The organism is Sutcliffiella horikoshii (assembly GCF_008180725.1).
GTDB lineage: Bacteria > Bacillota > Bacilli > Bacillales > Bacillaceae_I > Sutcliffiella_A > Sutcliffiella_A horikoshii_B.
In genome coordinates, this window is record NZ_VTEV01000001.1 from 532,768 (window position 1) to 544,931 (window position 12,164).

13 protein-coding genes are annotated in these 12,164 nt (G+C 39.9%); 2 read left to right on the forward strand and 11 right to left on the reverse strand.

Annotation, left to right across the window (positions count from 1 at the left end; all coding sequences use genetic code 11):
- Window positions 1-105: 105 nt before the first annotated feature.
- The 6 genes from safA to spoIIP form a co-directional block, all read right to left on the reverse strand.
- Window positions 106-726 (reverse strand): SafA/ExsA family spore coat assembly protein, encoded by a 621-nt coding sequence (gene safA / locus FZC76_RS02695; protein WP_148986725.1) that lies wholly within the window; start codon window positions 724-726, stop codon window positions 106-108.
- Between the two features lie 135 nt (window positions 727-861).
- Window positions 862-1,617, reverse strand: coding sequence for a threonine/serine exporter family protein (locus tag FZC76_RS02700; RefSeq protein ID WP_392396806.1), 756 nt, complete (start codon window positions 1,615-1,617; stop codon window positions 862-864).
- Window positions 1,618-2,085: a threonine/serine exporter family protein gene (locus tag FZC76_RS02705; protein WP_148986726.1), complete on the reverse strand. Its 468-nt coding sequence runs from the start codon at window positions 2,083-2,085 to the stop codon at window positions 1,618-1,620. It lies immediately after the preceding gene.
- Window positions 2,086-2,196: 111 nt separating this feature from the next.
- On the reverse strand, window positions 2,197-2,775 hold the full coding sequence (locus FZC76_RS02710; RefSeq protein ID WP_148986727.1) for a YdcF family protein: 579 nt from the start codon (window positions 2,773-2,775) through the stop codon (window positions 2,197-2,199).
- Between the two features lie 293 nt (window positions 2,776-3,068).
- Entirely contained in the window at window positions 3,069-3,713 is a 645-nt protein-coding gene (locus FZC76_RS02715; protein WP_148986728.1) for an SDR family oxidoreductase, read from the reverse strand.
- Between the two features lie 593 nt (window positions 3,714-4,306).
- Window positions 4,307-5,548 (reverse strand): stage II sporulation protein P, encoded by a 1,242-nt coding sequence (gene spoIIP, locus FZC76_RS02720; RefSeq protein ID WP_262372356.1) that lies wholly within the window; start codon window positions 5,546-5,548, stop codon window positions 4,307-4,309.
- A 355-nt stretch (window positions 5,549-5,903) separates the two neighbouring features.
- Here spoIIP and FZC76_RS02725 point away from each other — a divergent pair, with 355 nt between their 5' ends.
- A complete protein-coding gene (locus FZC76_RS02725) occupies window positions 5,904-7,046 on the forward strand; it encodes a glycosyltransferase (RefSeq protein ID WP_148986729.1) in 1,143 nt (380 codons plus the stop codon).
- A 16-nt stretch (window positions 7,047-7,062) separates the two neighbouring features.
- Here the strand turns inward: FZC76_RS02725 and FZC76_RS02730 are convergent, their stop codons facing one another.
- The 4 genes from FZC76_RS02730 to FZC76_RS02745 all read right to left on the reverse strand — a co-directional run bounded on the left by FZC76_RS02730 (window position 7,063) and on the right by FZC76_RS02745 (window position 10,156).
- On the reverse strand, window positions 7,063-7,455 hold the full coding sequence (locus FZC76_RS02730) for a hypothetical protein (RefSeq protein ID WP_148986730.1): 393 nt from the start codon (window positions 7,453-7,455) through the stop codon (window positions 7,063-7,065).
- A 132-nt stretch (window positions 7,456-7,587) separates the two neighbouring features.
- On the reverse strand, window positions 7,588-8,151 hold the full coding sequence (locus FZC76_RS02735; protein ID WP_148986731.1) for a sugar O-acetyltransferase: 564 nt from the start codon (window positions 8,149-8,151) through the stop codon (window positions 7,588-7,590).
- Window positions 8,152-8,188: 37 nt separating this feature from the next.
- Complete coding sequence (locus tag FZC76_RS02740; RefSeq protein ID WP_148986732.1) at window positions 8,189-9,121, reverse strand: nucleoside hydrolase; 933 nt, start codon at window positions 9,119-9,121, stop codon at window positions 8,189-8,191.
- A 108-nt stretch (window positions 9,122-9,229) separates the two neighbouring features.
- A complete protein-coding gene (locus FZC76_RS02745) occupies window positions 9,230-10,156 on the reverse strand; it encodes a phosphatidate cytidylyltransferase (protein WP_148986733.1) in 927 nt (308 codons plus the stop codon).
- Window positions 10,157-10,260: 104 nt separating this feature from the next.
- Between FZC76_RS02745 and FZC76_RS02750 the strand changes: the two genes are divergently transcribed.
- Complete coding sequence (locus FZC76_RS02750; protein WP_148986734.1) at window positions 10,261-10,815, forward strand: C40 family peptidase; 555 nt, start codon at window positions 10,261-10,263, stop codon at window positions 10,813-10,815.
- Window positions 10,816-10,855: 40 nt separating this feature from the next.
- Here the strand turns inward: FZC76_RS02750 and FZC76_RS02755 are convergent, their stop codons facing one another.
- On the reverse strand, window positions 10,856-11,812 hold the full coding sequence (locus tag FZC76_RS02755; RefSeq protein WP_148986735.1) for a DUF6612 family protein: 957 nt from the start codon (window positions 11,810-11,812) through the stop codon (window positions 10,856-10,858).
- Window positions 11,813-12,164: the final 352 nt, after the last annotated feature.

Genomic DNA, 12,164 nt, shown 5'->3' on the forward strand with positions numbered 1-12,164 from the left:
GATTTATATATACAACTAGACATATTTTTGCTAGTGGAAATAATCGAAATTAGATATTTTTATAGGAAAAGGCGGTACCATCATGTAGAGGTACCGCCTTTCTTATTATCTAGAGATGAACATTTGCGTCCAGTAATGACCGTATTGGCCACCTTTTGCATAGCCCACTCCAATTTCAGTATATTGGCTGGATAAGATATTTTTACGATGTCCTTCACTGTTCATCCAAGCATTCATGACCTCTTGTGGTGTTTTTTGCCCAGCAGCAATATTTTCACCTGCTGATCGGTAAGAAATACCAAAGTTACGAATCATATCGAAAGGAGATCCATATGTTGGTGATGTGTGGCTGAAATATCTTTTATCTATCATATCTTGAGATTTATATCTTGCGACTCTGGATAACTCCCAGTTAAGTTTCAAAGGCTTTAACCCGTATTTAGCACGTTCCTGGTTTACTAATTTAGCAACTTGCTCTTCTTGCGTTTGCCCCTCCCCTTTTTCTGGAATAGTAATTCTTTGACCTGGATAGATTAGGTCAGGATTGTTAATAGAAGAATTCGCAGCAATCAATTCGGAAACTCCAACTTGATATTTCACTGCAATCTTCCACATCGTATCACCGGACTGAACCGTGTGAGTAGTAGCTGCTAAGGCAGCTGAATTTCCACCTAAGACTAGTGCGACAACCGACAAAGTTATGAGGACTTTCTGTAAAGTTTTCATACTATTAATCTAATATGTTTTCCGCTCTTTGAAAACAAGTAATTATTGTAAAATAACGAAATATACTGTTAATTACCTGTCATGACTGTAATGAGAAATATATTCCAGTGTGTTGGAGGAGGTTGGATTGGCGGCTCAGAGGAAAACTACTGCCACACCTGCTCCAATAGCAAAGGCTGTAAAAAGCGCCTCCGCTCCTTTCGATAAACCTGAAACGAAATGCCCTACCATCAGGTCACGAACAGCATTTGTGATAAGGAGGCCAGGAACCAATGGCATAACAGAACCTATGATTATTTTATCTAATTCCATCCCATATCCAAACGTAACCATCGCCAGTGCGACAAGGCCAATGATCAAGGATGCGAAAAACTCTGCAAAAAACTTAACCCTCGTGTAATGTTGTATCAGTAATAGACCGGAATATCCAAGACCTCCCGCTAGCATTGCTGGTAGGAAATCCGTCCATACTCCCTTGAACATTATTAGGAAAGAGCCGCTTACAAAGGCCGCAGCGAGAATTTGATAGCTTATCGGAAAAAGCAGATGTGATTTCTCTAATTGGATTAGCGATTGATGAGCCTCTTGCACGGAAAGCTCGCAAGCGGCAATTTTACGAGAAATCTGGTTAACTTGTGCGACCTTTTCTAAGTCAGTGGTTCTAGAATTTATTCTTACTAATCGTGTAGGATTGTCTCCTTGAAGCGAAACGATGATACCGGTAGGTGTAACGAAACTGTGCGTTTCTGTGATACCGTATGCAGCAGCAATCCTTGTCATTGTATCCTCTACCCGGTATGTCTCCGCTCCCCCTTCCATCATGATTCTTCCGGCAAGCAGACAGACTTCCAGAATTCTCTCCGTTTCCCGCTCTGTCATTTCCTTTGTCACCTAGCTCACCTCACGTTTAGTATCCACTGATACTCGTTTTACGATATTCATGATAACCTGCATGATGACCTCAGCAAACACAAGCCCCATCGCGATGGCACCTGAAATCATAAATGCCTTTGCCGCTAAGGGAATGGCTCCAAGGTAATCATTTTCCGCAATTTGCCGCATTGTATTGTACGCCAGACCCCCTGGTACAAGCGGGATGATCCCAGCCACACTGAATATAATCATGGGCATCCGGAATCGCTTAGCCATAATATGACCTACAAGCGCCACCATAAACGCCCCAACAAACGAAGCCACCACCGGATCCACCCCTGCATCGGCCAATAATATGTAAAAAATCCAGCCAATCATCCCAACCGTGCCGCAATGGCCCAAAGCCCTTCTCGGTGCATTAAAAAGGACCCCAAAACCTGCCGCTGCTATAAAGCTGAATCCGAGCTGAGAAAGTATATATAGCATGCTGTCACCTCATTATTTCTAGTACTGCTTATTATATAGGAAAGTGGGAATAGAAAAAACCTCCATTTTGGAAGGAGGTTTTTGGGGTTGGTGGTTGTGGGTTCTCTCGCACTATTTATCCATTATCCAAGTCTTCGCAACAGCGAAATATTCACGAGACCATAGCTTGAAGATTGCTATTGTCGGAGTCTTCCCTGCAAGTGTGTGAACCTCTGCAAAATCCAGTCTTTTTCCGATAACGGATGCCCGATACATATGAAAATCATTGCTTACAATGGCAACAGAAACCCCTTCTTCCATCAGAGCTTTGGAAAAAGATAAGTTTTCAAAAGTGGTAGTTGACTGGTCTTCCAATATGATTCTGTTCTCATCAATGCCATGTCCTACAAAGTACCTCCTCATTGCCTCCGCTTCTGTAATATCCTCTCCTGGCCCCTGTCCGCCTGATGCAATGACTTTCGTGTTTGGATTTTCTTCTAGGTACTCTAGCGCTGCTTCCACTCTAAATAATAGGGCCTTCGTCATCACTTCCCCCTTCACTCTTGCGCCAAGGACAATTAGGTAATCTACACCTTTAGGAGGTTCCTGCTTTGCAGTTTGGTATATGAGGGAGTGGACGATGATCAGGTAGATTAGCAGCGGAACAAGAGCGATTTTCGTTAACGTTTTTACTCGTTTTTTAGTTATCATTATTGTTTTTCCTTATATAATTTTGTTGTTCAATTACTATAACGAAATGGGGGTGGGATTTGTTTCAAATGTTTATTTATTAATTTGAGGGGGTGTAGATTTTTGAAAGGTTATTGTCGAACGGCTCGTATATTACTGTAACGGAAAATAAATGATTGAGTTTGGAAAATATTTTGGTCAAAACGGCTCATATATACCGCTAACGGAAAATAAAATCCCCAATTTGGAAAATAAGTTAAAATGGAGACTTAAAAAGACTGCCTCTTCCAAAGAGACAGTCTAGACTTTCCTATTTATAAATTACTCACAGCATCCTCTACGCCATCTTCACCTGCAACTACGTCAAATGCAGCCCCATACGTATTCTTAGCTCCTAGTACTGCTAGCAAAACTTTTGCTACATCTGCTCTAGCGATCGATCCTGGCTCAATGTTGTCACCGATTTTCACCTTGCCAGTACCTGATTCATTCACTAAGCCACCAGGTCGCACAATGGTATAGTCTAAGCCACTTGCCATTAACACCTTATCTGCATAATGCTTGGCTACATAGTAGGGACGTAGCTCGTCATTCCAATTTTTCCGGTTGTCCGCTTGAAACGCACTTACCATGACATAACGAGAAATACCAGCTTTTTCAGCAGCTTCTATCGTTTTAACAGCACCATCTAAATCGATCAACAATGTCATGTCTGCCCCTGTGCTTCCTCCAGATCCCGCTGTGAACACCACTGCATCACTCCCACTAAGGGCCTTCACAAGGTCATCTACCGATCCTTCCAAATCAGCCAATACTGTTTCAATACCGTCTTTTGCGAAATTATCTGCTTGCTCTTCTTTCCGAACCATTGCTATAGGAGTGTATCCATCTTCCTTTTTTAAAAAATGTACGAGTTGTTTTCCGATCTGTCCGTTTGCTCCAACTACAGTTACTTTCATTGATAACACTCTCCCTTAACTTTTGTGTGCATTATTTCAAATGCATAAATGGATAGCAAATTTATTGCTCACCGATACTATTCCCTAAAACAAAAGAAAAGCAACATGCTATAGCACATGCTGCAGTTTGGTAGCTATTATTTTTGATAGAACCATATCAATCATTTTTCGGAGTAAATTTTTTGAATTAGCCTGAATGAAGAACATTTGATATAAAAGGTAGAAGTACGGCTGGGAAATGTAGAAGCTAGTCCGGGAAATGTAGAACCTCAAAAATTACAGGGAGAAGATAGAGATTAAAGTGTAGAAGCATACCTGATGCTGCCACCAAAAAAAGACCAACCTAACTACCCAAGGCCACTTCTAGTAAAACCAAACCTCACACTCTCTAAAAATTAAAAAAGGCAGAATAACTTCCGCCCCTTTATTTTGCCATATAAAAATCCTCAAACAATGAAATAGAAATAACGATAACACCGGCCATAAAAGATGCCAATGTAGCTATCCAGTGAAAATAATTAAACGAAATGATTATAGCCACAAACATAACTACTAGCCAAAAAAATGCATATTTGATTCCTCTCACTCCTTTATCAAAACTCTCCTGCTTCTCGCTCCTCCCAAACGATTTCACTGTAGATATCTGCAAACGCCTTTATGGAGTTTCGCGCCTCTTCCAGGTTATTGTCCACCCCGCCAACTTCTAAAAGAATGGCACGGTTGGAAAGATCCTGATTATATAAACCGTTTCCTGTAGATTTACCTTTAGGGATGACTCCCCTGCTCAAACCCGGATACTTTTTCTCAATAGCATGATGGATTCGTTCTGCAAATTCTAGATTTTTTTCATATCCTTTATGAGCTGTCCCCACCACAAACAAAAGTCTAGCATAGCTTTTTCCTTCTATCACTTCGGTTGTCTTTTCTTTTCGTAAAGCGTCACGGTGAATATCAATTAAATATTCCACATCACTATTAAATGTCATTGCAGCTTTCACTGTTTCTCTAGAATATTGATAGGAGTGATTGTAATTCCATCCTCTTGCAGCAAGGTCCTTTGGAACATTTCTCGTATCATGATTCGCTTTTATTCCTTTATCAGCAAGTTCGTTTTTGAGCATTTTTCCAACTGCTATAACATTGGCTTCAGGATTATTACTCGTTGCATCATCCGGTTCGCTTACTCCCCTTAATAGCGGGAGGTAAGATTCCCAACTATGAGACTGATAGATATGCACAACGGTTTCATCCATAGATTTTTCCGGTGCAGGGGGGGATGGCTCATCCTCTTTTTCGTCAACAAGAAGCATTTCCTCCGCAATTTCTCTTTCCTTTAACAGAACTTCCATCGGGGCAACTGATTCAAACGGGATATCTGTATAATCAGTCCCTTTCCCTGCCACATAGAACTGGGTGTCATACGCATAAAAACCAGGAATCTCATTTCCTAGAAAACTTCTGATATCATAAGGTTTTAAGTTAGTTGCTAATTCAAAAGTTAATTCCAAAATAGGGAGCTTGGGAACCTCGACATCCTTACCAGTCAAATAATGATTTTGTGATTGAATGACATTTAAGTAAAGTTCAATAGACTGTACCTTTCTCAATATATTCCCAATATACTCAGAGGAGAGTTTAGTAGATAAGACGCTTGTAATGGTGGAAATAACAATGAATAAGATCACCATGAATAGGACGGTGTTATTTATAAAAAGAAAAAATCCCTTTCGCTTAGTAGTTTCTATCTTCCCCCCCTCCTTTCTATCTAATTTGTATGCCTGTTTGATAGAAATTAGAAGGGCAAAATAAAAAGATGACTCTATTTCTAGAATCATCCCCTACTTTTACAACCATCGCAGAAATTAGAAGCACTATTAAAGTATTCCCTTCCACATGACACACACATGGAGGGGCGTACAAATTTGCTACCATAGATTTCATGATGTTTTCTTAATGATAGATTTAGAAAATAGAAGAATATAGCGACAAGTACGGTAAAACTAATAAAAAAAACCCAGATCACATCGTTCCACAACCTTCTTGTACCTTTTTTCCTATATTATACCATATCTGATTTTTAGAGTGAGAATATTCAAAGTAATTTTCTCTTATGTTCCATTACACCTCAAGAGGTGCTTTTACCTCCTTGCTTCTGGTAAAATACAGGAATCAACTACTGGAGGGACAAAGATGCTCTATTTAGCAATATTCACCCTTCTATTCTGGTTTGCTGTATGGCTGGATGCAAAGATAGGTATGAAGAAGATTGCAAAACTAAAATTTGTAAAAGAAGATGAAAGTTTGCATAGCAACGGTCCACTTCTGTCCATCATTGTCGCTGCCAAAGATGAAGAAAAATATATAGAAGCTAGCCTGCTATCTCAATTTCAGCAAACTTATCACAATATAGAATGGCTTGTAGTTAATGACCGTTCTACTGACCGGACCGGCACCATTTTAGAACAATTGGCGGAAAAAGAACCGAGAATGAAATGTATTCATATAAAAAAACTTAAAGATGGTTGGCTCGGAAAAAATCACGCACTGTATGAAGGCTACCTTCAAAGCAAAGGCCAGTATATCCTTTTTACCGACGCAGACATCCAATTCAAAAGAGATACCATCTCAAAAGCAATAACATACTTTCAAGACATGAAACTCGACCATTTAACCCTTGCTCCCAATTTAAAAGGAAGCAGTTTCTGGACCAACGCATTCGTCTCCTTCTTCCTTTTTGGCTTTGGTTACTTTAAACGGCCCTGGAAATCCAATGATCCTAAAAGTAAGTCTGCAATCGGCATTGGAGCTTTCAACCTTTTATCTAAAGATGCTTATGAAGAAATCGGGACGCATAAAAATATAAAAATGAGACCTGATGATGACCTGATGCTTGGCAGGCAGATCAAAGAGTCCGGGAAAAAACAACATTTAGCCCTGGCGCTGGAACACCTGCAAGTAGAATGGTACCCTGACCTGCGTTCGGCACTTATCGGATTGGAGAAGAACACCTTTGCAGGGCTCTTTTACAGCTACTTTATGGTGTTGTTTGCCCTTAGCGGTTTATTTTTATCACAACTCTTCCCTTTTATCGCCTTGTTAATGACGACAGGGACCACTCAACTGATTTACGCTTTCAGTATTATCATGTTAGTTCTAGCTTACAACGAAACAGCAAACAAAATGGCAAAAGGAGCAAATATATATATAACAGTCTTCCCTATCACTGTCTTGCTTTTTATGTACAGTATCGCGAGAGCAACCATCCTCACTCTCCACAGAGGCGGCATCATTTGGAGAGGAACCTTCTATTCCATCAAACAACTTAAAAAGTGACGGGCCTCCCGTCACTTTAGTAATGCCGCACTAATAAAATCAATTTCAACAACGGATATACTACAATCGCCATCGACAACTGCACATACAACACCATCTCCACCGAAATCCGCTCCATAATCAAAAGCAACACCGAACATACCACACTTGTAGCCATGAGAATATAAGCAACATGTCCACTTTTTTGATTAATTTCTGCTCGCTTCCTCTTCGTCGGACGATAATGCCGTCTCATCACAGCACGGATAATTTCGGATAACCCAAGCAGAATGAACACCACCGGGATGTATTTCAGTTTCCCTGAATTATGTGCTTCCACAAGCAAAAATACTCCAAACAGCATTATAAGTATTGGCAAGCCAAAGGCTATGATAGGTTGATCAAATAAGGAATGCTCTTCTTTTTCCAAAACCGTCCCTCCCACCAAAAACACTAGTATGTACAGTTCCGCAATTAAACTATAAGCAAAGATACATATGTAAAAACAAAAGAAGAATCGTTACATTATATGCAACGATTACTAGGAAAAATGATAGATTCTTTATTTTACTTCTATTTCTTTTATGATTCTGGCTGGATTTCCTCCGATTACTACATTTGGAGGCACATCTTTCGTCACAACAGCTCCCGACGCGACAACCACATTATCCCCGATTGTGACTCCTGGATTTATGACGGCACTGCCACCGATCCAAACGTTGTTGCCTATTTTGACTGGAATTCCGTATTCTGGTCCTTTGTTTCTTTCAACCGGATCGATGGGATGCGTTGCGGTATAAATATGAACACCTGGCGCAAGCATACAATTATCACCAAACTCCACTTTGCACACATCAAGTATGCAGCAATCAAAGTTTGCGAAGAAGTTTTCCCCTACATGGATATTGTATCCATAGTCACAACGGAAGTTTGGTTCGAGAAAGACATTTTCTCCCGTGGATCCAAAAAGCTCCTTAAGCAGTTCTACTCTTTGGTCTCCTTGCGTTTCTGTAGTTTCATTGATTAGTCGACTTAGTCTTCTTGCATTGGCTCTTTTCTTCATTAACTCTGTATCCCATGGTTTGTACAACTCGCCAGCAAGCATTTTTTCTTTCTCAGAAATCATTTTTATTTTCTCCTTCCATTGTTGAAACTTTCTCTCATTATAAGGGTCTTGTTAATATTTGAAACACTTCTTGCAAAAAATGCTCATAGTCGAAGCCTAAAGCGATGTGATGTTTACTCTCATTTTCCACGTTCATATGACGAAAGTCAGCAAATGATTTCCCACGTGTTTTTCCTTCTACAACGACATGCACTTTTTTAGCCAAGTACTGCATCCTCTCTGGATGGGCAGCTGAATAAACGGTTAACAAATCATGAAACGGCGCGCCTTCTATTCCCGGTAACAGTTTTGAATAGGCTTTCGCATAATAATTAATAATCGGAACGTACATTTCTTTAAATATATTTTTAGTATAGTACTCAAGCGCCTCCGCATGATCATTCGTAATAATTGCCTTTTGCGTGACATTTAGAGGGGTTAGAAACACTTTTTTACCGTGAGCTAACAATAGATTTGCTGAGGTCGGGTCTCCAAAGAAATTTGCTTCGGCTACAGGGGTAACATTTCCAGGGACCATGAAAGCACCGCCCATTATATGAAGCTCTTTTACCTCTCTCATTACTTCCCTGTTTAATAAGAAACATGCAGCCAAAGTGGTCGATCTACCTAGGTCGGCAATGACTAAGTCTTTATTACGCTTAATAATTTCAAATACCTCACCAAGGTTACGAATTCTAAACTGGTATGACGCTTTTTTCACTTTTATAGGACCAATACCGTCCTCTCCATGAATTTCAGGATAGTAGTTGGCAAGTTCTCCGGAAACCGGCATTTCTGCACCATTGAATATTGGGATGTCCATCCTGCCAGCCAATTGCAAAATATGAGCTGTATTATAAGCAGCAGTGATCTTATCCACATTTCCGTAGCTGCATACAAGTCCAAGTACTTCTATTTTTGGATGAAGTAGTGCATAGATTAAAGCCATCGCATCATCAATTCCAGGATCACAGAAAATAAGCAGCTTCATACATCATTCCTCCCAATATTCTGTTATTGTAAAATATTAGGCGAGATGTGAAATTATGTGATTCGAAAGATGTATTTCTGTTACCCCTTTAAACACAAGCCTAAAACCCTACATAAAATCAAAATAATACCGGATAACGTGGAAGAAAACCGGAGCCGAGTATGCAAGGCTATCCACCCTCGTTAAATAGCTTTTCTTCAGCACAGATGCTTTCTCATCATCCCCCACTAACAGATCGCGCTTCAAAACCGATACTGCTAAACTGCCTCCAAAACAAGCAACACTAATAATTAGACCCGATAATAAACCGAACAACTCATTTAATGGAGTTAAATAGGAGAACAGATTATAGGAAACTCCTGTCGTGACAAAAGTGGAAATGAGAAAGCCCTCCCACGTTATGTTCGGGTTGGAAGATGGAATAACTTTCTTTTTACCGATATAAAGCGAAATCAAATATTGAACCACATCATGCAATTGTGTCAGCACAACCAAATATAACACAATGTTCGCACCATACTCCGGGGTTGCAACTTGATAAAACGCGAGGTGACTCAGACCGAATACCATGAGCATCAATCCCCATTGTGTGGAGGAAACGGAGCGAAGGAAACCAACCGTTCCTTTCCCAAGTATCCTCGGAAGCGGCAAGAAGAGGAATACATAGACTGGAATGAACACAATGAACATGCCGTACCATCCGATATAGATCCAATAAAACTGGATAGGAATAGAGAGATACGCCCATAAAAATAATTGCCTGTCGACCTTACGGGTTCGCAATATCGAGAAATACTCTTTTAATGAAAAAAAACATAAAAACATAAGGGCAAATAAAGATACCATTGGATGAAACAACGTCGCAATGCTAAATACTGCAAGCATCCCCCACCACGTTTTCACCCGCACTGATAAATCTGAAAAGTCCTTAGACGTTGTATTCCTTTTTACTATGTAAAAGATTGTACTAAATACACTTAATCCAAATGCAATAACTAATAACGTTATGACTGCTTCTTTCTCGAAAATAAACATAATAATCCCCCTATCTACCTATTATTATGAAATTAATGGTTAATTTTGGTCAAGAGAAATTATATACTATAATAGTAGAAATAATTCTTACAAAGGTGTGGGGAATGTTGGGAGATACATATGTATACATATTACTTACTGATACTGGTACCTTATTTACCAAATCCATAAAGAAGTACACGAAGGCCCCATATAATCACGTCTCCCTTTCGTTTGACAGTGATTTAAAGGAGTTATACAGCTTTGGCAGAAAACGGCCAAGTAACCCTTTTAATGGCGGCTTTGTTCGGGAAGATGTGGAGAATGGAACGTATAGAAAGTATCCCGGCACAACATGTGTTATCTATAAAATGGCCGTAAGTCAACGAGAAGTGGAAAAAATGCGGAGAATCATTGGGGTCTTTCAAAAGAAAGAAACAAAGTGGTTTTATAATTTGCTCGGCGTAATTGGCGTTTCCATAAACGAGCCTGTAGAAATTGATTCCAGTTATTTCTGTTCCCAGTTCGTTTCAGATGTTCTTCATCGCTCTGGTATCAAATTATGGGATAAACTCCCCTCCCTAGTTACCCCTGATGACTTCAGACAAAGCGACCGGCTAGAATGGATTTACGAAGGAAAACTTTATGACTATCAACCTGTAAAATTGCGAATAACGTAAATAAGGGAGGAAGCTTTAAACTGGCTCCTCCCGTTCTTTTTTAGTAGCTTCCTTGCTGTTCCATTTGTTCCAGATCTTCTTGTGTAATTTCCTGTGCGCTTTCAATGACTTCTTGAGGGACCGTAATTTCCCCAACTTCATCAAAATTCGTTAATGTTGAATCCATCACCTGAATGCTTGACACCTTTTCCCCGTCAACATCCATTTCCATATCCATGTTCAATAAAACCTTTGTTTGATAGAAGCTTTCTTTATCAATATGAACCAAATAACTTAACTGGTTAACTGTCATCATGGAGAGCATCTCTTGCATCACTTCTCCCATGCCGTCTCCCATCATACCGCCAATCATTCCAGCCAATTCATTAAATTGTTCACCAGATCCTTCAAAGTTCAACACATAGTGATCTTCTTCTTCTGTCATGGTAATCTTATCAGTGTAGTCTTTCAGCATCTCCAACTGTTCAGCCGGATTTCCTTGCATTTCAGACATTTCGTTTATCTGGGTTGTAAATTCTTCCGGCATTTTATACCATTGTCCAGCCACGGAATCGTATACGAAGAAACCGTCTTCAGAGAAATACGATTCATTTTCCATGCCATCCATCATTCCATCGGCATCTTCAATGGACGTCACCTGATACATAGCCATCGGATTTAAAGACATATCAGTTGTCGTGGTGGTAACCATTTTTATAGTCTCTTCATTTGCCATGGATATTTCTTGATCTGAGATCATTTCCATTGAATAACTGGATAGTTTAGCCATTGCTTCAGTTGATTTCTGTAGGACTTCATCTGCAGTCAGCGCTTCTTGTTCTTCTGTTTCTTCTGTGGCATCCACTTCCTCTACCTCATTAGTTGTTTCCTCGTTAGTGGTCTCTTCCGCTTCTGCATTCCCCTCAACATTCCCACTGGCCCCATTAGAGGAGTTGCCACAGGCTGTTAGTAACATGACAGCCAAGATCCCCACCAACATCATTTTCAAAGCTTTCACATAATCCTCTCCTGTTCCCTGTTTGTTTTATAGACTATTTTCTTTTACCCCTTTACAGGATAAAAATAACAGTAATAACAAAAAGTTATATTTTTCAAGTAAACTCTTTGTTTTCCTATTGTTGATACGAAATGGGATGATAATTAGTTTCAGAAATGGGGATATTTAGTAGAATATACCTATCATATGAATGTCTATTTAACATTGCTTCCTTTTCCAGACGGGGGGGCGGGCTTATAGAGCGCTTCTATTAGACAGTTCTCCCTCTTCAGATGGAGTGTATGACGACCAATGAGGGTGAAAAAGCAGAGGAGCCGTCGTCATAGAGAGTGTATGACGACCGGTGAAGGTG

What these genes read in the sequence shown, in the direction of transcription:
- safA (WP_148986725.1), bottom strand. Translation starts at nt 726, where the DNA reads ATGAAAACTTTACAGAAAGTCCTCATAACTTTGTCGGTTGTCGCACTA.
- FZC76_RS02705 (WP_148986726.1), bottom strand. Translation starts at nt 2,085, where the DNA reads ATGCTATATATACTTTCTCAGCTCGGATTCAGCTTTATAGCAGCGGCA.
- FZC76_RS02710 (WP_148986727.1), bottom strand. Translation starts at nt 2,775, where the DNA reads ATGATAACTAAAAAACGAGTAAAAACGTTAACGAAAATCGCTCTTGTT.
- FZC76_RS02715 (WP_148986728.1), bottom strand. Translation starts at nt 3,713, where the DNA reads ATGAAAGTAACTGTAGTTGGAGCAAACGGACAGATCGGAAAACAACTC.
- spoIIP (WP_262372356.1), bottom strand. Translation starts at nt 5,548, where the DNA reads ATGATTCTAGAAATAGAGTCATCTTTTTATTTTGCCCTTCTAATTTCT.
- FZC76_RS02725 (WP_148986729.1), top strand. Translation starts at nt 5,904, where the DNA reads ATGCTCTATTTAGCAATATTCACCCTTCTATTCTGGTTTGCTGTATGG.
- FZC76_RS02735 (WP_148986731.1), bottom strand. Translation starts at nt 8,151, where the DNA reads ATGATTTCTGAGAAAGAAAAAATGCTTGCTGGCGAGTTGTACAAACCA.
- FZC76_RS02740 (WP_148986732.1), bottom strand. Translation starts at nt 9,121, where the DNA reads ATGAAGCTGCTTATTTTCTGTGATCCTGGAATTGATGATGCGATGGCT.
- FZC76_RS02745 (WP_148986733.1), bottom strand. Translation starts at nt 10,156, where the DNA reads ATGTTTATTTTCGAGAAAGAAGCAGTCATAACGTTATTAGTTATTGCA.
- FZC76_RS02750 (WP_148986734.1), top strand. Translation starts at nt 10,261, where the DNA reads ATGTTGGGAGATACATATGTATACATATTACTTACTGATACTGGTACC.